Source organism: Streptomyces sp. NPDC006384, from assembly GCF_042870695.1.
Classification (GTDB): Bacteria; Actinomycetota; Actinomycetes; order Streptomycetales; family Streptomycetaceae; genus Streptomyces.
Map to the genome: position 1 here is coordinate 47,989 of NZ_JBIAHR010000013.1, position 23,278 is coordinate 71,266.

26 protein-coding genes are annotated in these 23,278 nt (G+C 71.6%); all 26 read right to left on the reverse strand.

Annotation, left to right across the window (positions count from 1 at the left end):
* Positions 1-86: 86 nt before the first annotated feature.
* The 26 genes from ACFYOJ_RS19235 to ACFYOJ_RS19360 all read right to left on the reverse strand — a co-directional run bounded on the left by ACFYOJ_RS19235 (position 87) and on the right by ACFYOJ_RS19360 (position 23,251).
* Entirely contained in the window at positions 87-494 is a 408-nt protein-coding gene (locus tag ACFYOJ_RS19235; RefSeq protein WP_061441605.1) for a hypothetical protein, read from the reverse strand.
* Between the two features lie 17 nt (positions 495-511).
* Positions 512-1,171 carry a hypothetical protein gene (locus tag ACFYOJ_RS19240; RefSeq protein ID WP_061441604.1) on the reverse strand — a complete coding sequence of 220 codons (660 nt, stop codon included), beginning with the start codon at positions 1,169-1,171 and terminating at the stop codon, positions 512-514.
* Positions 1,168-1,926, reverse strand: coding sequence for a hypothetical protein (locus ACFYOJ_RS19245; protein ID WP_061441603.1), 759 nt, complete (start codon positions 1,924-1,926; stop codon positions 1,168-1,170). The genes ACFYOJ_RS19240 and ACFYOJ_RS19245 overlap by 4 nt, the downstream gene beginning before the upstream one ends.
* A gap of 25 nt (positions 1,927-1,951) precedes the next feature.
* Positions 1,952-2,656: a hypothetical protein gene (locus ACFYOJ_RS19250; protein WP_061441602.1), complete on the reverse strand. Its 705-nt coding sequence runs from the start codon at positions 2,654-2,656 to the stop codon at positions 1,952-1,954.
* A 13-nt stretch (positions 2,657-2,669) separates the two neighbouring features.
* Entirely contained in the window at positions 2,670-3,518 is an 849-nt protein-coding gene (locus ACFYOJ_RS19255; RefSeq protein ID WP_061441601.1) for a hypothetical protein, read from the reverse strand.
* Positions 3,515-4,303 (reverse strand): hypothetical protein, encoded by a 789-nt coding sequence (locus tag ACFYOJ_RS19260; protein WP_061441600.1) that lies wholly within the window; start codon positions 4,301-4,303, stop codon positions 3,515-3,517. The genes ACFYOJ_RS19255 and ACFYOJ_RS19260 overlap by 4 nt, the downstream gene beginning before the upstream one ends.
* A complete protein-coding gene (locus ACFYOJ_RS19265) occupies positions 4,300-4,737 on the reverse strand; it encodes a hypothetical protein (RefSeq protein ID WP_107475947.1) in 438 nt (145 codons plus the stop codon). Before ACFYOJ_RS19265 ends, ACFYOJ_RS19260 begins: the two co-directional genes overlap by 4 nt.
* Before the next feature lie 100 nt (positions 4,738-4,837).
* On the reverse strand, positions 4,838-5,329 hold the full coding sequence (locus ACFYOJ_RS19270; protein WP_233520692.1) for a hypothetical protein: 492 nt from the start codon (positions 5,327-5,329) through the stop codon (positions 4,838-4,840).
* 175 nt (positions 5,330-5,504) lie between these two features.
* On the reverse strand, positions 5,505-7,295 hold the full coding sequence (locus ACFYOJ_RS19275) for a hypothetical protein (protein ID WP_061441598.1): 1,791 nt from the start codon (positions 7,293-7,295) through the stop codon (positions 5,505-5,507).
* Complete coding sequence (locus tag ACFYOJ_RS19280; RefSeq protein WP_165687160.1) at positions 7,292-8,434, reverse strand: AAA family ATPase; 1,143 nt, start codon at positions 8,432-8,434, stop codon at positions 7,292-7,294. The genes ACFYOJ_RS19275 and ACFYOJ_RS19280 overlap by 4 nt, the downstream gene beginning before the upstream one ends.
* A 191-nt stretch (positions 8,435-8,625) precedes the next feature.
* A complete protein-coding gene (locus tag ACFYOJ_RS19285) occupies positions 8,626-8,847 on the reverse strand; it encodes a hypothetical protein (RefSeq protein ID WP_061446791.1) in 222 nt (73 codons plus the stop codon).
* 37 nt (positions 8,848-8,884) lie between these two features.
* Positions 8,885-10,075 carry a hypothetical protein gene (locus ACFYOJ_RS19290; protein ID WP_107071644.1) on the reverse strand — a complete coding sequence of 397 codons (1,191 nt, stop codon included), beginning with the start codon at positions 10,073-10,075 and terminating at the stop codon, positions 8,885-8,887.
* Positions 10,072-10,530: a hypothetical protein gene (locus tag ACFYOJ_RS19295; RefSeq protein ID WP_061441596.1), complete on the reverse strand. Its 459-nt coding sequence runs from the start codon at positions 10,528-10,530 to the stop codon at positions 10,072-10,074. Before ACFYOJ_RS19295 ends, ACFYOJ_RS19290 begins: the two co-directional genes overlap by 4 nt.
* Before the next feature lie 36 nt (positions 10,531-10,566).
* On the reverse strand, positions 10,567-11,670 hold the full coding sequence (locus tag ACFYOJ_RS19300; protein ID WP_061441595.1) for a hypothetical protein: 1,104 nt from the start codon (positions 11,668-11,670) through the stop codon (positions 10,567-10,569).
* Positions 11,663-12,394 carry a glycosyltransferase gene (locus ACFYOJ_RS19305; protein ID WP_114532544.1) on the reverse strand — a complete coding sequence of 244 codons (732 nt, stop codon included), beginning with the start codon at positions 12,392-12,394 and terminating at the stop codon, positions 11,663-11,665. The genes ACFYOJ_RS19300 and ACFYOJ_RS19305 overlap by 8 nt, the downstream gene beginning before the upstream one ends.
* Before the next feature lie 43 nt (positions 12,395-12,437).
* Positions 12,438-12,947, reverse strand: coding sequence for a hypothetical protein (locus ACFYOJ_RS19310; protein WP_165684259.1), 510 nt, complete (start codon positions 12,945-12,947; stop codon positions 12,438-12,440).
* Positions 12,948-13,090: 143 nt separating this feature from the next.
* Positions 13,091-14,167: a hypothetical protein gene (locus tag ACFYOJ_RS19315; RefSeq protein WP_107071643.1), complete on the reverse strand. Its 1,077-nt coding sequence runs from the start codon at positions 14,165-14,167 to the stop codon at positions 13,091-13,093.
* Between the two features lie 10 nt (positions 14,168-14,177).
* On the reverse strand, positions 14,178-15,293 hold the full coding sequence (locus ACFYOJ_RS19320; protein ID WP_233520690.1) for a hypothetical protein: 1,116 nt from the start codon (positions 15,291-15,293) through the stop codon (positions 14,178-14,180).
* Positions 15,294-15,317: 24 nt separating this feature from the next.
* Positions 15,318-15,890: a hypothetical protein gene (locus ACFYOJ_RS19325; protein WP_181849637.1), complete on the reverse strand. Its 573-nt coding sequence runs from the start codon at positions 15,888-15,890 to the stop codon at positions 15,318-15,320.
* 14 nt (positions 15,891-15,904) lie between these two features.
* Positions 15,905-17,419 (reverse strand): VirB4 family type IV secretion system protein, encoded by a 1,515-nt coding sequence (locus ACFYOJ_RS19330; protein WP_061441577.1) that lies wholly within the window; start codon positions 17,417-17,419, stop codon positions 15,905-15,907.
* Positions 17,420-17,448: 29 nt separating this feature from the next.
* A complete protein-coding gene (locus ACFYOJ_RS19335; RefSeq protein ID WP_061441576.1) occupies positions 17,449-17,910 on the reverse strand; it encodes a DUF6238 family protein in 462 nt (153 codons plus the stop codon).
* Positions 17,911-18,011: 101 nt separating this feature from the next.
* Complete coding sequence (locus ACFYOJ_RS19340; protein ID WP_114532540.1) at positions 18,012-19,484, reverse strand: SCO6880 family protein; 1,473 nt, start codon at positions 19,482-19,484, stop codon at positions 18,012-18,014.
* An 81-nt stretch (positions 19,485-19,565) separates the two neighbouring features.
* A complete protein-coding gene (locus ACFYOJ_RS19345) occupies positions 19,566-20,948 on the reverse strand; it encodes a hypothetical protein (RefSeq protein WP_061441574.1) in 1,383 nt (460 codons plus the stop codon).
* Positions 20,949-20,984: 36 nt separating this feature from the next.
* Positions 20,985-21,677 carry a hypothetical protein gene (locus ACFYOJ_RS19350; RefSeq protein WP_061441573.1) on the reverse strand — a complete coding sequence of 231 codons (693 nt, stop codon included), beginning with the start codon at positions 21,675-21,677 and terminating at the stop codon, positions 20,985-20,987.
* Entirely contained in the window at positions 21,677-21,991 is a 315-nt protein-coding gene (locus ACFYOJ_RS19355; RefSeq protein ID WP_054100372.1) for a DUF6112 family protein, read from the reverse strand. The genes ACFYOJ_RS19350 and ACFYOJ_RS19355 overlap by 1 nt, the downstream gene beginning before the upstream one ends.
* Before the next feature lie 138 nt (positions 21,992-22,129).
* Positions 22,130-23,251 (reverse strand): C40 family peptidase, encoded by a 1,122-nt coding sequence (locus ACFYOJ_RS19360; RefSeq protein ID WP_061441572.1) that lies wholly within the window; start codon positions 23,249-23,251, stop codon positions 22,130-22,132.
* Positions 23,252-23,278: the final 27 nt, after the last annotated feature.

The following is a 23,278-nucleotide window of genomic DNA, read 5'->3' on the forward strand; positions in this document are numbered from 1 at the left end:
CCGCGGCCCCGCGCCCCCCCCCCCCCCCCCCCGCCCCCCCCGCCGGGGGCGGGGCGGCCCCGGCGTGGTGCCGGGGCCGCCCGGGCTTACGGGGTGCGGCGGGCCGGTGCGGAGTGCGAGGGGGGACTGGCGGGCGCCGGTTGCTGCGGGGCGGGTCGGGCCGCGCGCGCCTGGAGGCGGTGCACGGCCTGCTGGTAGAGGGCCTCGTCGAAGACTTCGGGGTCGCAGTTGACCGTGTATCCGGCCAGGAGCAGGGCGGGGATGGCGCGGTTCGCCAGGTGTTTCTGCTCCTCGGCACCGAGGTGGTCGGGCACGGTGTGCCAGATGTAGAGCGGCTCGCCTGTGGGGTATTCGTGGCGTTCGAGGCCGAGCTGTTCCAGCAGGTCGTGGAGGCCGGCGGGGGCGCCGGTGGGGGTGTCGGCGTGGATGGTGGTCGTCAGGGCCTTGATGTAGATCTCGACGTCTGTGCCGTACTCGTCGGCCAGATTGGCCATACGTTTCTTCTCCGGGGTCAGCGGCGGCGGGAAACCGGGGGCTGTGCACGGCCCGCTGCCGGTGTCGGGGCCGGTGCGGTCGCTGGCGGCTGCGCCGGGCGGGCGGCGTGGTTGCGGGCGCGCAGGATGACGCGGGCGGCTTCGCTCAGGGAGTTGGCCGTGCTACCGAGCCGTGCGATGGGCTCGGGTTCGTCGCCGAGCGCGGCGCCGTGGAGATCGCTGGCGGAGATCCAGGCGCGGACGATCACTTCTCTGGTCAGGGGCAGCAGCCCGTGCACGGGGGCCGCGACCTCGGTCAGGACCTCGGCCACCTCGCTGCTGGTCTCGGCGGCCGAGGCCCGCTCGGCGAGTTGGGTGAGGTAGCGCAGGGCTGCGTCACGGTCGCCGTCGGGGGTGGCCAGCATGTTCAGGGCGGGGTCGAGGTGGACGCTGTGGCCGGCGGCGAGCAGGGCGTGCGAGGCGGTGGTCGCCTTCAGGCGCTGCTGCTCGATGGGCAGGCCGTGCGGAAGACGGTGGTAGTCCCCGCGGGGTCCGGGAGAGGTGAGGAAGCCGCCGGTCCGCTGAAGGATGTCTGCTGCCTGCTCGGTGCCGCCGATGGCCACGACCAGTCCGGTACGGGGGTCCTTGGTGATGGTGACGTACTCCAGGACCCAGAAGTCGGGCTCCGTCTGGTTCATCGCGTCCTGGCGGTGGGTGTGCGGGTGCCGGTGGGGGCCGGCGGCATGGAGGCCGGGGCAGAGGTGGGCGCGTGGCGTCCGGCGGGGTGCTGGAGGGCGGTGCCGATGCCGAGCGCGTCGAGCTGCGGGCCGATCTCGCGCAGGGCGCGGGCCTGGGCCTGGGTGTCGTCGCCACTCAGGCGGTAGATGCCGCTGCGCGGGTCCTGGATGAAGCCGTGGGCGGCGAGGATGGTGCCGGCCCGGTCGTCGGCGGGGGCGGTGGCGACGCTGCCGTCCGGCTGCCAGGTCAGGACGACCCGGTCCGGCTGGGAGGGCTGGATGCCGTCCAGGGCGTTGTGCCTCACCTGGGCGAGCGCACGGTCGTAGCGGACGAGCAGATCATTTGCGACCTGCTCGGCGCCGAGGAACGGGTCGTCGGTCAGGGCGATGCCGTTGGGCTCGGGGACGCCGCGGTACGCCTCGTCCGGCAGGGCGTGCGGGGCGACGGCGGCGAGGAGGAAGCCGTCGCGTTCGTCGTGCCGGTCGATCAGGACGAGCTGGGCGCCGTCGGGGCGGCTGAGGACGGCTGCCTGCTGCAGGGGGTGTCCGGCCAGGGAGGCGGCGACCAGGTTCAGGTCCCAGATGCGGTCGGTGAGTTCGGCGAGGTCGTCCTTGTCGTCGCCCGTCAGGTGGGTGCTGGTCCAGGTGTCGGGGAGTTCGCCGGCGAGGACGTCGGCGTAAGAGGCAAGGCGCTCGGAGTTGACGTGGTCGTGCATGGTGTCCTTGGGCAGTTGAAGGGGCTCAGCGGCGCAGGCGGGTGGCACCGACGGGTGGCGGTGCCGGGGCCGGCAGGGCACGCGGCGGGGGCGGGCAGGCGCACACCGCGGAGCGTTCGGTCTCGTGGTCGGGAACCTGCTCTGAGCAGGCGCGGCGGCCGGGGTGAGGGGCGTGCCGGTCGGCCAGCCGTCCGCGGGTGTGCGCGAGGTCGGAGCGGATGACGCGGACGTATGCGTCGGCGAGGTAGCGCAGGCGCCCGGCGGTGTACGGATCGCTCGCGTCGCCGAGGCCGTCGAAGAACTCCGCCAGTGCGCCGAGGGTTTCCTCGAACCCGGCGAGGATGCCGTCGTGGGGCGCGGTGAGTTCGGTGAGGATGTCGGCTGCCTCGGTGGTGTCGGTGGCCTCGCGGAGGCGTTCGGCGAGGTGGGAGACCGAGGCGCCGAGCGTGGGATAGGCCGCGGGGCGGGCTTCGGTGTCGAAGGGCTCGTCGCAGTCGACGTGGTACCCGACGGCCCGCAGGCGCCCTACGGCATCGGTGGCGAGACGGGACTCCTCGTCCTCGGTCAGGCCGGCGGGGGCGCGGTGGTAGTTCTCGTGGAGGCGGACGACAGCGACGAATCCCGCGCGCTGGAGGATGCTGTGTGCCTCAGCGTCGCCCCCGCGGGCGAGGAGTTCGCCGGAGTGCGGGTCACGGCGGATGTCCAGGAAGCGGCCGGTGGTGCGGGGCAAAGAGACGTTTCTCCTACGGAGATCGGTGGGTGGTGCGCCGGGCCGCGGCCGGTGCGGCGGCGGTCCGGGGCTGGGCCAGATGGGCCGCAGTGGCGTCCAGGTCCTGCTGAATCGCATGGAGGCGGCGGGCGATCAGCTCCAGACGGTGTGCCGTGTCCGTGCCGGCAACCCCCGGTTGGCGGGCGATCCGGTAAGCGGTGTGCTCGACCAGTCCGCGGACCGTGGCCAGCGGGCCGGCCTGTTCGTCGGCGAGCTGCGTGAGGACGCCGGCGAGCTGCGCCGATGCGGTCGGGACCGTACGGGCAGCGGACCACTGCGTGGTGCCGGTGCGGACGGGGATCAGGTTCAGGTCCTGCTCTATGCGGCGCGCTTCATCCGCAAGCCGTCGCAGGATGTCGGCGGGAGGGATGCGCCAGGTACCGTCGAGGTGGATCAGGTTGGCGATCAGATCCAGACGTCCGGGCTGGCCCTGGACAGCGATCCACCGCCAGCCGTGCTCTGCGGCGCCAGGTACCTCGATACCAGCGGCCCGTGCGAACCGGTGGGCGGTTTCGGACCACTCGGGGCCGGTCAGCTCCCGGTCGTCCGGATGGAGCCGGACGTCGAGATGGAGGATCGCGTGCCGGTCATCGTCCGGGCTGGCAGCGAACGGATGCTCCAGGTACGGATCTTCGAGGTGCTCGGCCCACTCAACGGACGTCCAGGTCCTCTGCTCGTCGTCCGGGGTGTAGTAGTCCAGGCCCGGCCAGTGGGCGACCACGGTGTACTCCGTCAGACCCTCGTTCGGGGAAAGGGGCCGCCCGAGCGCCTCGGCCAGCGGCTCGCGCGGCGAGTGGGCCCTTGCATGCAGGCGGGGGATCACGACGGCACCCCACTCGACGCGCGGGTGGGTGACCGGTGCTGATAAAGGTCGCGGGCTGCACAGAGCAGCGAGCGCTCGCGCACCAGGTCGGCGTGAACCGAAATGTCTCCTGGCGGAAGACAGTCGATCGCCCTGTCGATGGCGCTCAGCCCCTCGTCGTACCGGCCCAGCCGGCGCAGGGCACCCGCCGTGCGGAAGAGGACGATCGGATCGGTGCCGGTGGCGAGGGCGGGCCGCAAGCTGAGGGCCAGGAGACGCTCCGCACCCTCGTCCAGGTCCTGGCCGAGCCACAGCCCGTGCAGCAGGACGTGCAGGGTCTTGGGGTGCTCCTCGGCCATGGCGAGGACCTCGTCCATGACCATCAGGCCCTCGGGGCGGGACTGGCCCAGCAGCGCGAAGGCATACAGGGCGCGGGTGTAGCAGTCCAGCGGCTGACGCGCGGTCTGCGCGAGCTGTTCGACGAGGCGCTGGAGGGTGGGGCAGCGGAAGTCGAACCGCAGGGCGCTCAGGTACAGATGCGCCAAGGTGCGGGTGGTGATCGGATCGCGGTTCGTTGCGAGGACATCCTCGGGGGACAGCAGGCCCAGGACGCTGCGGCCGGTTGACCGTGCCGCCCAGGCGGCGTCCGCGCACACCTCGGATGAGGTCTTCCAGTCGGCCCGGATGCCGTGGAGGTCTTCGGCCAGGTGCAGCGGCCAGGAAGGATCGTCCGCAGTTGCGGTGGCTCGGGCCCTGGCCTTGTGGAGCGCAGCGGCACGGTCGGGGCGGTTCGTGGGGGGAGTCACCGGCCGCCCCTGGTGTCTGCGGTGTGCACGAGCTGGCCCAGGGCGGTGGTGGTGTACCAGCCGCAGTCGATCAGCTCGTCGCGGCCGGCGAACCGCGTAAGGAGGGCGTCTTCCATGGCCCGCAGGTAGATCAGGCAGTCCGGGCAGCGGCGCGAGAGGTGCACGAGGTAGCGGGGGTGAGCGGTGACGTAGGACTGGGCACCCCCGGTGGGGTCACGCAGTCGCCATCCGTCCTCGTCGGTGGGGGTGTGCCAGGAGGGGGCGACGATGCGCATGGAGTCTCCCCACAGTTCTCCGCCGGCCACCCCCTTGAGGACGACGACGGTGTCCCCGGCCTGAAAGTGGGCGTGAGTGATATCTCGGGTGGGAGTGAGCGGGTCGGGGGTGAGGGCGGTGACGGGGGTGGGCTGATGGTCCCAGGACGGAGGGAGCACGCGGTTCCTTCCACGCGATGGCTGTCGGGGTGGGAGCATCAATAGTCCGGAGGAACGCCGGTTTGGCTAACCGGCGTTTCCCGGCTATGTTGCTCCGCCGTCAGCGGAACGGGTTCTCCGTCCCGCGGTCCGTCTCGGTGGCTGCGTCGAGGAGTTCGAGCAGGTCAGTGCCTTCGGAGTCGCGCTGGTCGATCCACCATCCGGCACGGGTTATGGAGCGGGCCTTTTCCTCCAGCTCCGCCCAGTCCGCCTCGTCCCAACTGCCCTCGATGACCAGGGCGGTGTGCGCGGCCATCATCAGCTGATGGCGGGAGCGCTCACCCCAGTCCAGGGCCTTGGCCGGGCCCTCCAGTTGCGGCATGTCGAACTGCTTGGCCCAGGTGGCGGCTGCCTCCTGCTCCTCGGCGCGCTTCTCCGCGAGCCACTTTTCCTTGGACGCGGAGTCGGCGTCGCGCGTCGCCTTCCAGCAGTCGGTGCAGTCCTTCGACGCGAGCCAACGGGCGAAGCCGGCCCGCTTGTCGGCGGGGCGGTTGGACAGGTCGTGATCTACCCGGTGGGAGCAGGCGTGCTCCACGGTCCAGTGCGTACTCACCCCCGGGGTACTCCGTTTGATGGGCGTTACGTTCGAGGTCGGGCTGCTGGTCTGGGGCTTCAAATCGAGTGCCTTTCGTTGACGGTTGGGGTTGCACGAGTCATGCGGCGGACGGGGGTGGTCTGGAGTGCTTGGCGGTGGTCTCGGGGACGCTTCCGCCTTCTGCCGCGTCGTCTCAGCGGGTCCTGCGGATGGCGTCTGTGGCCGCCTTGGCGATGGCGGCGGGAGCGCTGGAGGGCTGGGGCAGGTGCAGCAAGGTGGTCCCCGGCAAGTGGCGGGATTCCGCGGTGAGGGTGAGCTGGAGTACGGCGCAGCCGGCGGTCGTGAGCTGCTTGACGCGGGTGACGGCTTGAGCGGTTTCGTCGCTGCCGTAGTGGGCGTCGGTGACGATCACGAGGAGGCGGCCGGCGCCGGGCCGGCTGAGTTCGAGGCCGTGGTCGAGTGCGTCGATGGCGTTGGCGAGGTTGTGGTGGCCGCCGGTGGCATCGAACGTCGTCACGCGCTCTGGTGCTCGGTGGGTGGGGCGGGTCAGTGCGGTCAGGTGCCTGTCGTAGGCGATGGTGGCGGTACGGGAGTCGGGGTCGGTCAGGGCTGCTGCGCGTGCCACGATCCAGGCAGCGGAGGCGACGGGCTTGCAGGCGGCACGCATGGAGCCGGAGACGTCGACGGCGATCCCCACACGCAGTGGTGGGGTGGGGGAGTTCCGGCGGCGGGTGTGGGTGAACGGTTCCGCTGTGGGGACCGACCCGGCCGCGCGCTGAGCGTCGCGGGCGAGGGCCGCGCGCATGTTGAGGCGGCCGGGCGGGGTGGGGCTGGTGGTCCGCTCCTCGGTCCGCTCGCGGTAGGCGGCGGCACGCAGGGCGCGGCTCAGGCGCGCGGCGGCACTCTGCTCGGCGGCGGTGGGCCTGCGGGTGCCGGTGACCGGGTTGCCGGAGGGTGCCGGTGTGCCGTCGGGGTGGACGGTGGTGCTACGGGCGTTGAAGACCGACTTGGCGGTGGCGGCGGCTTTGCGTCGCTGGCGGGCCCGCTGGGCGCGGTCCTGAGCCTGCGCCTTGGAGCGCGACGCCATGGCGTTGGCCGCTGCGTCCTGTGCCGCGAGGTCGGCCGCGTCGGTGGCTGCCGCGTGGTCCATGACGACCTTCACGGCGCCGGACAGCAGATCGGAGAGGCCCTCCGGCACGGGCAGGGCGGGGGCCGCGGCGTCCAGAGCGTCGCACCACTGTTGACCGTGCGCGAGCATGGTCGTGGCGTCGTGGTCGGCGCACTGGTGAGCTGCGGTCCAGATGCGGGTGAGGGTGGCCAGCAGGTCTTGGCCCAGAACCTTTTCGCACAGATCGGCGACGGCCCGGGTCTCGCCGGCGTCCAGGATGCCGACGTCACGGCGGCCAAGGATCAGGGCCGCCGCGGCGGCGGCCTGTCCGATGCCCTGGAGGGTGGGGTGGGCGATGTCGGGCATGACCAGGGTTCGGGCACTGGTGCGCAGGTACGTGCGGTCCGTGGGCCGCGTGATCAGGTGCGCGCCTTCGACGCGGCTCTCCTCCAGCAGGAGCGCGGCCTCGACGACACGGGGGTCGGCTCCGGCAGGCTGTGTCCACACGGAGTGGGCGGCGTGCGCGGCCTCGTGGACGAACACTCCCCAGGCGGCGGGATACCGCTCCTCGTCGCCCACGATCCGCGGATGGATCTCGTGGGGCTGGAGGGGTGCGAACAGGCGGGCGTCGAACTCGACCTCGCCCAGCGTGGGGAAGTAGGCGGCCGGTGCGCCGCTGCGCGTGCCGGGGCGGCAGGTGACGAGGAGGTCCTGGCGGCCGGAGAGGGCGACCAGCCGGTCGCCGAGTTCGGCTCCCACGCGCAGCCACGCGGCCGGGGAGGAGCGGGGTTGGGCGGGCGGGGCGCCGTCGTCGTCCCAGCGCGCGAGGTCGGCGTCGTCTTCCGGCGTGGACTGGATGTGGTGGTGGGCGCTCATCGCGGGCGGCCCCGGTGTGCGGAGCCGGTGCTGCCCGGAGGCTGCCGGGCGGCTGAGGCGGGGAGCTGCTTGCCGAGGGTGAGAGGTGCGATCTTCTTGATGCCGACAGCCTTCGTGACGGCGTCGGCGACGGCGTCGCGATCCTCCACAGGAGCGATGCCGACGAGGTTCGCGAGCGCGGCTTTGGTGCCGAGGACGGCCTCGGTCTTCTGGTAGCTGAGCAGTTCTCGCAGTTGGGGGGCCCAGCCCAGCTCGCCGAGTTCGACCTGCTGGGCGAGGTGTCGGGCGACCCGGACCACCCGGGCATCGATCCTCAAGGCCAGGGCGAGGTCGTAGTCCGTGCCGATCTGGATCTGCACGCTGAACCGGCTCGCGAGCGCCTCCGTCAACACCGCCCCGTGGACGCCGGGATTGTGGCCCGCCACCACGTAGAAGCCCGGCTCAGCCTTGATGGTCTCGCCCTTGTGGGCCTTGACCTGGATCTGCCTGCGCCCGTCCATCGCGGGATACAGCGCCGCCAGGACCTTCGGTGAGATCAAGGTGGCATCGTCGATCAGCAGGGCGCGGCCCTCGGTCATTGCGGTGACCAGCGGACCGTACTGGAAGACGTAGGCTCCCGCGTCGTCCTGTGTGTACTCGCCGATCAAGTCGCCGACCGTGGTGTCGCCGTCACCGGCGACGGTGAGCAGGTCCGGGAACGCCGCCTCGACCAGACTCGTCTTGCCGGTGCCCGGAGGGCCGTAGAGCAGTACCGGCACGTCGGCGTCGCGCAAGCGGTTCAACGCCTCGACGTCGGGCAGATCGGCCAGCTCGCGGGGGTGGTAGAGCTGGCCCCCCGCGCGGCGGATCGGGCCGGTCTGCCTGGGCGCGGCTGCTGCGGTGTAGGTCGTACGGGCTGTGGCTGCCTGGGCGCGGGGAGAGTGGGTGCCCGGTGGGCTGATCACAGCCCTCTGCGCGGCTTCGGCGGTTTTCGCGTTCGCGCGGAACTGCGGTTGTCCGGTTCCGCTTTGGTCGGCCTCGCCGCGTCGCACCAGGGTGAGGGCGGCGTTGCGGACGGCGCCGTGGGAGTGGCCCAGCTGCCTGGCCATGTCCCCTATGGTGAGCTTGTCCGCCGGCCGGTCGGCCAGCAGTCGGGCCACCTTGGCCCGTAGTTCGCCGCCCTTGGTGCGCGCTGGTCTGGTAGGCCCGGGTGTGGTCAAAACGAGAACCCTTCAACAGGTGTGGGTGGGGGCGGGGTGGGCGATGCGCTAAAGAGGCCGGCCGCTCTCGGAGGAGATCACGGGCTGTGCCGACATCGGCGACCGGGCCAACCGGGGCGTACCGTGGGCGCTCACCGGCCGGCCGAGTGCTCGGTCCAGGTGCACGGGACGGCCGGCGACGAGCAGCTGGCTGGTTGCCGGGCAGCCCCGTGCGCCTGCTCCGTACCGGGTTCCGTCGCTCGGCAGGCGCAGCCGGGCGTTTCTTCGAAGCCGTCCTGGAGCAGGATCCGCCGGGCGGCGGCGTTGTAGCCGGTGGTGGTGATCTCGCCGGTGATGGTGTGTCGGATCGGAATGAACGGCTCTGCTGGTGCTTCGGGCAAAGCGGATGTCCTATCGGTGGCGGGCGGTCGTGCTGGCGCGGGGCGGCGGCGCGGGCGGTGTGGTGTCCACGGCCGGGCGCGGGCGGGTGCGCGGCACGGGGGTGCGGTGCGGGGGCAGGACGGCGACGGTCGCACCGAGGTCCTCGGCTGCCTCTTCGACTTCGCGGGTGAGGAACTCGATCTGCCGGCCCAGCGCTGAGAGGCGGGCGGCGATCTGGCGGCCCTGCGCGGTTTCCAGGGCGCTGGCGAACTGGCTGGTCGTCTCCAGAAGTTCTTGCAGGCGGACCATCGGGCCGGCGGCGTAGCCGCGCTGGACAGCTCCCAGGAGAGCATTCGAGGCGTCACCGGCACTGTGGCCTTCGACGACGTCGCGGATGAGGTCCTGCAGGGACAGCTCCGGTGCCGGTGTCGGGCGGTTGAACTGGGAGATGTCCGAGCGCAGCACGCCGGGCGGGACCGGAGCGGGCAGGGCCTTGCCCGCCTCGTACTCGTGGGCGAAGTGCCCGATCACCTGCCAGCCCGGCACGCCCGGGTCGCCGCGCAGCGCGACCACGGTGGAGTCGTCGTCCTCGACCAGGTAAGCGAGGGTGATCGGCTGTCCGTCGGCGGCATACCACGACTCGGTCAGCTCCAGCGCACCACGTATCTGTGCGGCCCGGGCCCTGTCGGTCCACAGCTGCCGTTCCTCGTCGGTCAGCGGAGCCTGGTGGTGCCGGCCGTCGCGCTGGTCGGCGAGGTTGCTGGCGATCGGGCTGTGGTCCGCCCAGGCAGTGAGGTGCGGCCACAGAGCCGCGTGCTGAGCACGTTCGGCTGGAGAGCCGGGCGCGGCCGGCCGGTCGAGGGCCCGGCGGATCTCGGCGGCGGACGATGCCAGGCCGTCCAGGACGGCCCGCCACCCGGTCAGGTGCCGGGCGGGCGGCAAATCGTCGAGCGCGAGTCGGGCGGCATCGAGGAGAGCCTCGGCGTGCGGGGCGAGGTGGGTGGCGTACGCCTCCACCGCCGCCTTGTCACGGTGGGCTCGTGCGGCTGCGGCGGCGTCTGCGTGGACGGTGCGGCCGTGGCGGTCGCGTGTCATGTCGAGGGCGGCATCGGTCTCGCAGTCGATGACGGCCATCCGCCGCCGGAAGTCGCCTGCCTTGCTGGCCAGTTCGGACGCCGTCGGCAAAGGACTGTCGGGGGCCGGGCTGTTCGTGGGTGTCATCGAGACCGCCCGTCGGCTGCGGCCGTCAGGTGGACGGTGGGAGCGTAGGTGGGCTTCGGCGGGATCGGCCGGGCCGACGGAGGGGAGGTGGTGGGCGGGGTGGAGCGCTGCGTCGTTCGGCCGGCGGCGGCCTGGGCGAGCCTGCTGCGGCGCTCCTGGAGCCCGTGGGGCCGGACAGGGCGCGGCGGACCGGCGGAGAGGGCCGGATTGAGGCGGATGTCGGCCTGCACGGTGTAACCGTGGCGGCGCAGGTCGTGGACGGCCTGGCGGGTGCGGCGGACTCCGTCGCGCTCGGGCTCGCTGAGGCGGTACAGCCCGGGTTCACCGGGAACGGGCTCGAACTGCTCGCGCTCCAGGAACCAGTGGGCGAGGTGCTGGGGAATCGAGGAAGTGAAGGAGGCGACGAAGCCGTGTTCCTTGTGGTCGCCGAAGGAGAAGTGGGTGCCGGGTTGCAAGGGGGCGAAAGTCTCCAGACTTGTCGGGGGGAACGGTCAGTGGCTGCGGTACGCCGGCCGGGCCGCAGCGAGGGGGCGGGCCGGGGCTGTGACGGGGAGGGCCGGGCGGCGGTGGGGTGCGCTCAGGCGGGCCTGGCGCAAGAACGCGTCGCCGTCGGTGAGCCACGTCTCGATCGCCGGCCACGCGCGTGCTCGGCGCTCCTGCTCCGGTACGGCATCACCGTGGATCTCGTCGAGCAGGGCTTCGGCATCGCTCACGGCGTCGGCCAGACGGGCGAGGGCTGTAGCGTCGTCGGGCCACGGGCTGTTCGCGGGCCGGCACCGGTCGAGCAGCGTCGGGGCGTGGTCGACGACGGTCAGGAAACGGCGCCAGGCGTGGTCGAGGAACAGCTCCGTCGAGGCGCCGAGGGCGGCGGCGCTCAGCGGGGTGGCGTCGCTGTAGCGGCCGGAGGCGTTCAGGGTCTGCCAGGTGTCGTGCTCGGAGCGGATGTCTGCGAGCACGGCGGCGATGGCCGCCGTCTGGCGGGCATGGACGGCCTGCTCGTAGGCGGGGAGGTACCGGTCGGTGAGGGCCTGGGCAGCCCGTCCGGGGAACGGTGGCAGGACGATGCTGCGCGGGGCGTGGGGATCGCCGTAGCCTCCTTCGAGCCCTTCCGGTGAGAAGGCGCCTACCAAGTAGTCGAGTTGCCGGCCGGGCCGCTCGATGAACAACAACGTGGTTCCCTGCGCCGCGTCGGTGAGGACCGCGGCGTAAGGGACCCGCTCGCTTCGGACGGCGCGACCGAGTTCGCCGCCGTCCCAGATCCACGGGACCAGGTCTTCCTGCCAGGCCGGGTGCGCATAGACCTCGACCGAGGCGTGCCACTGGCCGGGCAGCAGGCGTGCGAGATCACGGGCGGCGTCGCCGATGTACCGCCGGCTGCTCGTGTGCACGCTGGCGCGGTGCTGCTTCGCGCAGGTGACCAGATCGACCACGGTGGTCTGGGTGCCGTCCGCGGGCAGGTGCCAGACGCCGTCGTCGTCCCGCTGGAAGCCGCTCTCGGTGAGGGCTGTGTGCGCCCGCGGGTACTGCTCGCCGGCGGCGATGGCGACGATTCCGGACTCCCGGCTGTGCGACAGGATGATTTGGGCCTCAGCCACGGTCCAGGTCCTCGCCGCCGCGCAGGCTGCGGCCGTAGGCCCAGGCGTGTTCCCGGGCCGCCGTCTCCAGCTGGTCGTATCCGTTTTGGGCCGTCATCTGCCCGGGGTGCTTGCGGTAGCGGTACACAGGGACCGGCAGCAGGATTCCGGGTGCGAGCGTGGTGACGCCGAGGGCCGCGCAGTAGTCCTCGCCCTGGACGAGGCCGCCCATCGGCGCTGCGCGCACGAGGTCGGTGCGGGCGAGGATCGTGGTCGGCCCGATGGGGATCGTGTCCGTCGGCGTCTTCCAATAGGTCCACACGTCGCCGGCCTCGTGCCGGCCGGGCGGGGTCGGGCAGCGCCACAGACGGGTCGAGCCATCGGGGTGCTGGTCCTCGCTCCAGCCCGCGCACCAGCCGACTCCGGTGGATTCCAGGATGTCCAGCCGTACGGACATGGCGTCATCGGTGAACTGGTCGTCATCATCGGCCCAGTTGACGTAGGGGGTGCGCACGTGAGTGAGGGCCAGATTCCTGGCGCAGGCGGCGCCGACCGGCCGGGGCAGCGTCAGTGTGCGGATGCGGGAGTCCTGCGCGAGCGCGGTCGGCAGGCGCTCTGGTGTGGTGCCGTCGAGCGCGATCACGGCCTCCCACGGCACGGACTGCCGGGTGAGGCTGGCGTGCATGGCGGTCAGGTAGTCGAGGCGGTCGTCGCGCAGGCGGGTGGCGATGACGACCGTAATCAGGGGAGCGGGCAGGGAAGTCTCCGGCAATGAGGGGCGGTGCGGGTCAGCGGCGGGCAGCCGTGCGGGGCCCGGTCGGCGCTGCACCGGCAGCGGGCCGCGGTGGGCGCGCGGTGCGCGAGGTGGTGGGCGTCCGGCGTGTGGTGATGGCGGGCCAGTGCGCCGGGTGGTCGCTGAAGGGGGTGTTGGGGTCGGTGTCCCAGGCCACGAGGGGGCCCGTGCCTGTGTGAGCCATGCTGATCACTTCGATGCCCTGCGGATGCAGGATGTAGCCCCACGGCATGCCCAGGTCGCTGGCGGTGGTGTCGGTGACCGTCATACGCACCGGGGGCGAGCCGTCCGGAGTGATCAGGTGATCGAGGGTCCGGCTGGGCCAGTGTTCGCCGCCGGTCAGCGTGGCCACGAGCGTGGGCGGGGCGTCGTCGAGGAGATCGGTGCCGAGTTCGTCCCAGCCGACGGCGATGTCGTCGATGAGGTGCTGGGCCATGGCCTCGACGTCGCGTCCGAACTTGTACTGGTAGGCGGCCAGGAGGAGCGGGAGGTGGTTGCTGGGCACGCCGTCGAGCTGGACGTGGATGCCGCTGTACCCCGTGCCGGCGGTGGGGCGGGCGATGAAGGAGTGTGTGGACAGGGAGTTCTCCGGAGCGAGCAGGGGGCGGGGGATGTCCTCGGTGCCGTCGAAGTGGCGGGCGGGTGCGGCTACGCGCGGTGTGACCAGGAGGGGACCGGGGGGCCGGAGGCGTCGGTGCGGGCGCAGGTGTAGCCGATCAGGCGGGAGGGCTCGGCCTTCGCGGGGACGGTGGCGGCGTCGTTGCACACGAACGTGTACCGGATGGACATGCGGGGCACGTCGTGGAGCCAGGCCCGGTCTTCCTTGCCGGGGTTGATCTGCAGGCCGGAGTGCGCGACGGCGTCGGTCTGGGTGTGCGTGTGGGAGAAGAGGACCAGCGCGCCGCCGTCTTCCGTCTTGAGGGCGTAGGCGTCCGTGAAGCGGTTGTCGGCTCCGTCGAAGACGCTGGTGCCCTGGTCGCCGAAGCGTGTTGCGGCATCGCTGTTGACCTTGACCTGCCGCTTGCTGGCCTTGGTCGGCGCGAATACCTTGCTTCCGGTGTTCGTGCCTCCGGTGGTGAAGTTGTCCAGCACGGCAGTACGCAGCAGGTCGGCGTCGGCGGCCAGCTGCTTGTTGTCGTTGGCGGCCACGGCCGTCGCGTATCCCTCGCGGTCCAGGGCGACGTCGGGCAGCTTCTGGCTGTCGAGGTCGACGACGGACACCATCTCCCAACGCTTGTGCTGGGGCTGTTCGGCGAACACGGCCAGGCGAGAGGGGGCCTTGCCCTTCTCGCTGGAGAGGGCGGCAGCGAACCAGCGGTCCTGTCCGTCGGCCATGCGGGGGATGTACAGCTTGGCGCTGGCGAGGTCGTAGGACCAGCGCTCGTACGGCTCGCGGTCCTTGGCGGGGAGTCCTTCGGTCTCGGTGTAGTCCGAGACGGACATCGCGTACAGGGGTCCGTCCTCGACGGTGTCGAGGAGGCGCCGGTCGCGGTCCGCGTTGGCCTCGTTGTTGATCTTGGAATAGCGGGTGATGACGTCGCGGGCCTGAGCAGCGCTGAGAGCGGGCGCGGGCTTCGGGGCGGTGCTGGCGCTGGGCGTCTGCCGGGCCTGGGCTGGGCCGTCTTCGTCGGAGCAGCCAGTGAGGGCCAGGGTGAGGCAGGCGGCGCCGATGATCAGCGGCAGAGTACGGCGGGCGGTGCGGATGGAGGCTCCAAGGGTTCGCAAGGGGAAGAAGTCAGGGCGTGCGTCTGGTCGGTGGGGCGGCTTTCGGCGATGCCGGCGGGAGGACCCGTGGCGGGAGGGGTGACGGCTGGGCTGGGGGAACGTGTGAGTTTTCGTGGGGCAAGGCGGGGTGCGGTAGCAGCCTGAGCTGGGCGAGGCGGTGGTCGATCGCCTCGATCAGGGGTTGGGTGCTGCCGCCGTGGCGGGCTTCGGGCCGTTGGGGAGCACTGGGGTCGTTGGAGGGCGCCGAGTCGTAGATGACCTCGAACAGCGTCGGGTCGTCGGGGTGCTCGCGAGTGGCGATCCAGCCCTCCGGGTCTCCGGGCGGTCGCTCGGAGGGCGGGTCGTGCGGCGGACTGATGACCAGGTAGCTGTCGTCGGGGAGCGAGACGCGCACGTTGTAGGTGCTGAGGCCGAATTCGATGTCGCACTGCAGCCCGCGTGCCCGAAGCGGCGTGATGACGTGTGCGTGGCGACGCCACAGCTCCTGCCACCACGGCGTGTGCACGTTGCGGTGGTCGGGCAGCGGTGCGAGCGGTACCTGGCCGGGTTCTGGAGTGGTCGTTTCGTCAGCGGCCATGGTTCCTCCTGCGGCGGGGGCGGGGGCCGGGTCATAGGCGGCGCGCAGCCTGTTCAGACCGGCTTCGTCGGCGAGAGCGAGGGCGGACAGCGCCCGGCTGGCCGCTGTCATCAGCAGGTGCGAAGGCGATCCCTTGGCCGCGTCGCGGTTCTCCTGCTTCCACCGTGCTGCGGCGACGAGGTAGTCACTCAGGGCGCGCAGTGCGGGTTCGGCGGCGTCCAGGACGTGGTCGGTGACCGCGTCGATCTCCGCCGGGGTCCGGGCTGCGGCGAGGGCGTCCAGGTACGGGGTGAGGTCGGGCGCTGGCCAGGGCTGGTCGGGTAGGGGGTACGCGGCGCGGAAGGGCTGTGCGTCGCGTTGTGCCCACCGCTTCAAGTCGCCGCGGGTGGCGAGGTTGTACCGGGCGGCTTGGATCTGGTCGGCGTCGCGGCCGACGTTGTCGTAGAGCTCGAAGTCTGGGTCGCGGGGGATGATGCAGGAGTCCTTCGGGGCTGGTGCGGGCTGCGGGTCGTTGCGGGCGGACTGCACCGGGGTGGCGATCTGTTGCACGAGCAGCTCACGGCTCTGGTGCGGTCAGCGGTGGAGACCGCCAGGCCGGGACGGCGGTGGTTCCGGCGGTCCCTCCCGGCGGGTCAGAGGCGCAAGGAAGCGCTGGACGCCGAGGTGGTCGTCGAGTTCCTTGGCTGCGTCGCGGAGGGATTCCGAGGCACGCCGCAGAAAGGCTCGCGCTGAGGCGTGGTCGATGACCATGCGATTCGTGAGGTAGTGCCGGTCGGTGGGGTTGGTGGTCCGGGGCAGGGACAGGGCGGCCTCTGCGGTCTCGGTGAAGTGCGGGGCTGCGTGGCTGGAGATGGTCGCGGCCGTGGCGAGTTGCTTCAGGACGGTCCGGCCGGTCCGGGTGGTGTGGTGAGGGCTCCGGGCGAAGGCGTCGGCCAGGCGGAGGACCTCGCGTGAGAGGTCCTGCGCATCGGTGGCGTGCTGGAGCAGCGCGGTGTAGGACGGCGCGGCCGGAACGTGCCCGTTCTCGTCGAGCAGCTCCCACCGCTGGGCGGCGTCGTGCAGTTTGTCCTTCATGGCGTTGAGTGCGCCGATAAGGTGGAGCGCGTCGTCGCGCGGTATCAGGTCGCGTTGGAAATCGGGCTTCACGGGCCTTTTGCTCCTCAGTGCATACGGGCGTCGGTATCGAAGAGCGCCAATTCGTGGCTGTGCAGGAGGTGCTGCACGATGAAGCTCCGACCTGCGACTTTCCACAATCCGCGCCCTCGGTTGAGGTGGGCGATGGCGTCCATCTCGACGGAGGTCAGGCCGAGCAGGGAGGCTGCGGCGTGGAGCTGGTCGGTCTCCTGGCGGTAGATGATCCGGGTGGAGCAGTCCGCCAGGAGACCCTCGGCCAGGGCGCGGCCCTGTGATCCGGCGTCGCCAGCGGTGAGCAGGTCGGACAGCCGATGGATCACCATGAGGTTGGCGATGCCGAGGCCGCGGGAGAGCTTCCACTGGGCCTGCATGCGCTGGAGGAGGCCGACGTGCCGCATCAGGCGCCATGCCTCGTCGTACACGATCCAGCGCCGGCCGCCGCCGGGGTCGGACAGGGCGGATTCCATCCAGGCGCTCGCGCAGGTCATCGCGAGGACGAGGGCGGTGTCGTCCCCGGAGCCGCCGAGGCGGGACAGGTCGATGGTGAGCATCGGCGCATTCGGATCGAAGGCGACGGTGGAGGGGGCGTCGAACATGCCGGCCAGGTCGCCGTGGACCAGGCGCCGCATGGCGTGGGCCAGGTCGCGGGCTGCGTCGCCGAGTTGGCCCGACATCATCCCGGCGGACTCATCGAGGTCGGTCGGGTTGTTGAGGGTGGCGGCGATGTCGCCGAGAAGCGGGGTGCGGTGTGTGTCGGCGGCGCGGGTGACGACGGCGTCGAGGGCTACGTCCAGGGCGGTGTGCTCCATGGGCATCAGGTCCCGGCCCAGGACGGTCCGGGCCAGGGAGCCGAGCAGGAGCAGGCGCCGCTTGCGGATCTCGCCCACCCAGTCGGCCTCGGCCACGCTGTCCGGGCGCGGGGCTGCGTCCAGGGGGTTCAGGCGTCCGGGCAGTCCGGGACCGAGGGCGACGGACCGGCCGCCGAGGGCTTCCGCGACCGGCGTCCACTCGCCCTTCGGGTCGCACGGGACGTAGACGCGGTACCCGAAGGCGACCGACCGCAGCGCGAAGGACTTGGCCAGCGCGCTCTTGCCCTGGCCGATCACGCCGGCGAGCAGCAGGTTCGGGTTGGTGAACCCTTCGACCTTGCCGTACAGAGCGAACGGATCGAAGACGAATGACGCCTCGGCGTGGACGTCGCGTCCGATGTAGATGCCCTCGGCGCCGAGTCCGCCTTCGGCGAGGAAGGGATAGGCGCCGGCCGCGACGGCGGTGGTCATGCGGTGGGCGGGAAGTTTTAGCCGGTTCCCGCGAGCGGAGGCGGGCCCGGGACGTCCGCTCGGTGGGTAGAGCGGGGCGGGCATCTGCTGCTCGGGGCGGGTGCTTTCGCTCTGGTGGGCGCTGGCTTCCGCGCGGGCTTTTGCGGCGGCCTCGGCGAGCTGGCGGCGGGCGGCCTTGCGGCTGGCGCGGTCGGTGCCGTGGGGGGTGAACAGCGGGCTGGCGGACGCGCGGCGGGCGCGGCGGGCGGGCCGGTGGCTCATCGGGGGCCCCTCGATTCTGCGGGTGGTGCTCATCGCACGCAGGCCGTGGCGTGCGGGCGGAGGTCGGTGGGGGTGGTCTTGCGGCGGACGACGTGTCCGGCGGCGAGGTGGCGCTGGCAGATCGTCAGCACGGGCAGGCCCTCGGGAAGCCGCTCTGGATGGCAGGCGCTTGTCTCGGCGTCGGCCTGGGGTGTGCCGGGCAGCAGGTGGAAGGCGGCGTGGACTTCGGTGGTGGCCTGCCAGAGCCTGGTGTGGGCGGTGGCCAGGTGACGTCCGGCGGCCGGGTGCGGGGGCCGGGTGTGGTCGGCGAGCCGGTCCAGAAGCTGGAGCAGAGCGGTGAGGTGGGCGTGCAGTACATCGAGGTGCAGACGGTCCACGGGCCTGGGCGGGTCTGCGTCCGAGGGCGTGAGGGCGCGTGTGTGGTGGCGGATGCCGGCGCTCGCGGCGCGGAGGTAGGGGTGCGCGTCGTCGGGGCGCGGGGGAGAGGTCAAAGGTAGTGGTCCTTCCTGCCGGTCGGCAGGGTGGTGAAGGGGCGTCCCGTCGCGGGTGATCCGGAGTGCAGTGGGTCAGGGCGTGCACGGGCGCTGCTGGTTCACAGGGCGGTGCGGGCGAGCGGAAGCGCGGAGAGGGCGAAGGCGTCCGGCTGCTGGTAGTTGAGCCTGCGAAGATCGACGCCGGAGGTGACGGCGTGGGTCTCGATCTGTGCGCAGGCGGCGTCCAGGAGGGCGTCGGTCTCGGCGGTGACGGTGACCAGGCCGGTCAGGGCCACGTCCGCGTGCCCGGCGATGAGCTGGCGTTCGCGGGTCTTGACGTCGGCGTACTCGACGGAATCCTCTTCGGAGTCGACCTGCCCGCGGCGGGCGCGCTCGTTGGCGTCGGCGATGATCGCGGCCTTCTTGCGCTGGACGTCCCGCAGTGCGGACTCGAGCCCCTGCGGCACGTAGACAAGGGACAGGGTGCGGCGCACGCCGGCCGTGAACATGATCCCGTGCAGGAACCCTGCCCCCATCTCGGTGCGCGGCCAGTTCTCCACCCAGTACGTCGCGTGCCGCGCGCTGTCGGTGGCGAGGCGGTCGTACTCCTCGAACTGCACGACGGGACCGGCGGCTGCGGGGTCGGCCTCAGCGCGGCCGGTCTCGGACCACTGCTGGAGCGCGGCGAGCGCCTTGGGGTCGTAGGCAGTGCGGATGACGGCGGCGATCTCCCGCGCGCTCAGCCATCCGGTGACCATCAGGCCGGCGTTGCGGGCGGCCTGGGCGATGGAGGCGGTGGTCTGCTCCATGACGGTGAATGCCCCGGGCAGCCCTCCGCCGGCCTGGTTGATCAGGCGCCGGGCGGCCTTGAGGTCGAGGGAGATGGCGAGGTAGGTCTCGTGCGGAGCGGCGGCCGGGCCGGCCGAGGCGACCAGTTCGGAGTAGATCTGTCCGGCGACGGGGGTCTGGGGCTGCCCGTTCTGGGTCCAGTGGCGGGTGAGCGTGTCACCGCTGTCGGGCACGGTGCGCTCCAGGACCTGCACGGTGGCGACGTGCCCGGTGCGGGCGATACCTGCCAGCGCGCGCCCCCAGCTGCTCACGTTGTGGTTCTGGGTGGCTGGGTCGAGGAGGGCGAAGGCACGGCTGGTGACGCGGGCGATGGCGGTCAGGGTCTGCTGGTGCGGGTCGTGGACGGCGGCGGCTCCGTTGGCGGAATCGCCGGGGGTGACGACTTTGAGGGAAGCGGCGGTGCCGGGCAGATGGAGGAGGCCGTCCTGCCGGGGCCTGGTGACAGGTCGGGCGAGCCAGAGGGTCTGGCCGGTGCGGCGGCGGTGCGCGTACCGGGTGACGATCGGTGCCCAGTCGATGAGGGAGCGGCCGTGGCGGCGGATGGCGACGAGTGCGCCGGATGCCGCCCACAGCGGTGCCAGGGCAACGGCGCCGAGTAGCCCGGTGGAGATCACCGTCAGCAGCAGCAGGGCCAGTGTGCAGGAGACGAGAACGAGTTGGGGCAGGGAGAGGCCGAGGAGGATGCCGCGGCGGCTCCGGTGGGGGAACTTCACCGTGACCGGAGCAACAAAGAGGTCAGTCATGGGGGCGGGTCCTGGAGGCGCGGGTGGAGGCCGGGGGCGGGAGGTGGTGTGCACGTCCCGCCCCCGGGCGTCGGGCAGGGATCAGAGGCCGGTCGGAGGCGGCGGCGGTGCCGACCCGCTCGACGCGGCGTCCTGTGAGCCGGAGGACGGGGGTGCGCCCTGCGGAGGCGGTGTCGTTGTCGGCGGAGTGGTCTGCCATCCGCCGCCCTGGCCGGACGCGGCATGCGCGCCGGATCCGCCGGGTCCAGGGCTGCCTCCCACCTGGCCGCTGGTGTCGTCGGACACGCTGGTCGGCGCGGGCTGGACGGCTTTCTCCAGGCCGGACTTGACGGCATCGCCGCCGGGCGAGCCTCCCGTACCACCGCCCTGCGAACCGTCCTTGCCTTCGCCGCCGGTCGGGTCGGTGGCGATGTCGCCGGGGAATCCGCCGCCGTCGGGGCCTTGCGGTGCGGCACTCCCCATGGCGGCAGCGCCACCTGCTCCGGCTGCGGCGCCACCGGTTCCGGCGGTGGCTGCGGCTGCGGCGGCCTTGCGGGCGGCCTTCTCGGCGTGGGCCTTGGCGATCTGGGCCCCGGCGCCACCGGCACGGTGGATGGACTCGCCGTCGGTGCCGTCGGCCGCCCAGTGCACGAATTTGAAGACGGCGTACGGGCACAGCAGCACCAGGACCATGATCACGATGCCGGACATGACGTCGGCGAGCGCGGCGATGCCGTCATTGGCTTCGGTCTTGCCCATGGCGGCGATACCGAGGACGAAGATGACGGTCATCAGGAGCTTGGAGACGACGAGGGTGGCGGTGGCTTCGATCCAGCCCTTGCGCCAGCGCCGGGCGACTTCCCAGCCGCCGCCGGCGGAGGCGAAGACCGCGAGGGTGACCATGACGAGGATGCCGACCTTGCGGACCATCATCACGCACCAGTAGAGGAAGGCGCCGATGGCGGCGCCGAGTCCGGTGACGACCGGGACGAGCCAGCCGAGACCGGACAGCGCCCCGATTTGGCTGACCTTCACCACGCGGCGCACGGCCGATTCGATGTTCAGGTGTGCGGCTTTGAACAGGCCGTCGCTGACGGCGTCCACGACCTCGATGGCGACTGTGGTCAGGGCGATGGCGCAGAAGGCGAACAGGACTCCGGACGCGGTGCCCGTGAATGCTTGGGTAAGGGCTTGCCCGTCGCGTCTGATGGCGGCCCGGACCAGTTGCGCGCAGAAGGTGGCGACCAGCAGGACCAGGCCCAGCGGCAACAGCATTTCGTAGTTGTCGCGGAACCACCCGGCGTTCAGATCGACCTTGGTGGTGGTGTTGACGGCTTCGGCGGCCAGGTCGGCTGCGGCGGCTGCCAGTTCACCGGCGGACTTCGCCATCCAGTCACCGATGGCCTTGCCCGGGTCCGAGGCGAAGTCCACCGCGTCGCCGACGGCGCACAGTTTGTCCGCCAGGGGGAAATCACAGAAACCCACGAGGAGTTACTCCTTCTTTCGTGTCTCAGACGCGGGTCACTGCGTGACGCTCGGTGCGATGGCGGCCAGGGTGCAGTCGTGGTTCGGGCGGCACTGGACGGCCAGGGTCACGGCGCGTTCCTCGGCTCCGCCGCCGCCCTTCTTCCAGCTGAGGGTCTGCTTGCCGTTGACGGTGACGACGTAGATGTACGCCTCGGTGATCGCGGACGGATCCTCGGCCAGGGCCTGTTTGAACGCGCCGGGGTAGTGGCCTTCGGTGATGTGGGCGGTGGCGTGCTGGTCCTGGTCGGCCATCCGTGACCACAGCACGGGGTCGGGGACCTGGCCTGCGACCGAGGTCCAGTCGGCGTACTTGGTCTCGGTGGTCATCCAGGCGCGCATGCCGGCGAGTTGCTGGTCGCGGCTGGTGTCGCGGGTGTCGTAGGACCAGAGCATCTGGGCCGCTGCCTTGGCGTAGGCGACCGGCTCGGCGATCTGCGGCGGCTTGGGCACCGACCCGGACCCGGAGGAAGGCTTGGGAGCAGCCTCGGAGTGGGACGGGCCGCCCGTGGGAGCCGGTGGCGCGGCATCGGGAGTCTGCTGGCTGTTGCCACCGCCGGTCAGCAGGGCAACGACCCCGGCGAGGGCAAGTAGAACGGCGACAACGGTGGCGCCGATCGCGATGCGCTGGTTCGTCGACCAGCCCGAGCCGTACGAGGACAGCGAAGAGGAGGGGAAGCGTTTCCGCATCAGTGGACCTGCGATCCCAGGCCGGAGAAGAAGGCCACGATGCCGTTCGCGGCACCCAGACCGAGGGCGGCGCCGGCGGCGACGACGGCGCCCTTCTTCCCGTTGGCCTCGGCCTGGTGTCCACCGGTGTGGTGGCCCCAGGCCCATACGCCTAGCGAGACGGCGAGGGCGCCGACGACGGCGATGATCCCGAACATGTTGATGCTGTTGACCACGTTCTTCAGCACGGCGAGGCCAGGCAGCCCGCCGCCTTTGGGCGTGATTCCTGGGTCGTAGGCGAGCTGGATGACGCGGTCTGCGAGAGGGACGGACATAGGTGGTGCGAGGCTCCTTGCATACGCGGGCCCGGCGAGGCCCAACGGGAAGGTGAAAGCGGAGGGAGAGGCGAGCGAAGGGCACGGAAGTGGCCGCGTCAGCCCGGCCCGCCCGGGCTGACACCGGGCGGGGCGGCGTCAGAGGACGCGGCGGACGGCGAGAATGTCCCAGTCCTTGATCGGGGTGATCCGCACCGGCTTGGTGGTGCGTGGCGCCTCAATCACGAGGCCCTCGCCCATGTACATGCCGACGTGCTCAGGCCGTGCGGCGGTACCGCGGCTGAAGATCAGGTCGCCGGGCTTGAGGTGAGCGGGCGAGACAGCCTTGCCTTCGTTGACCTGCGTGTATGTGGTGCGGGTGAGCGTGATGCCAGCATGGGCGTACGCCTGCTGCATCAGGCTGGAGCAGTCGCAGCGGCCCATGGGGTCGGGGCCGTGTGCGTTGGTGCAGGATCCGCCCCACTGGTAGAGCGTGCCGAGCTGGTGCATCGCCCACTCGATGGCCTTACGGGCCTTCGGGTCGGCGTCCTTGGGGATCGAGTAGCCCTTGGGGACGCTCCCTTCGGGGATGCGGCCGAAGCCGGAACCGTCCTGGCCCGGCGCGCAGCCGGTCGTACTGGTCGACGGCTTCTCGTCCTTGTCATCCGTGGCATCCCCGGCGCCAGGGAAGGTCTTGACGATGGCGGCCTGCAACGCGGTGGCCAGGTTCTCCCACTGCGCGTACGCGTCCGGCAGGCCGGATTTCTGCACGGCTTGCGCGGCCTGGGTGACGGTCATCTGCTGCCAGCCGTCCACCTTGAGCAGGTGCTTGTAGAACTGCTCGCTCGCGTAGGTTGGGTCGCGGATCTGCTGGGCGCGGCCCCACCCCTGGGACGGACGCTGCTGGAAGAGACCGAGGGAGTCGCGGTCCCCGTAGCCCAGGTTGCGCAGCCGGCTCTCCTGCATCGCCGTGGCGAGCGCGATGATCTGTCCCTTCTTGGGAACGTCGAGCGAGAGGCCGGCGGCCACGATCGTCGCCGCGTTGGGGACCTGCTCGGCGGGCAGGTCCAGGCCCTCAATGTCAACGTCCCTGCCGGACGCGCCGTCGAGAATCTTGGTGACCTGCTCGGCGACCTTGTCGCTGTCGATGTCGGTCAGGCAGTTGCTGAAGGAGCTGCTGCTCTGTACGGCTTCGGCGGAGGAGGCGAGCATCATGCCGGCGCCGGCGAGCAGGATCGGGGAGAGGAAGACGACGCCGATGCCGGCGGCGAGTGCCTTCAACCCGAGCGGACCGCTCGCCGGTCAGCG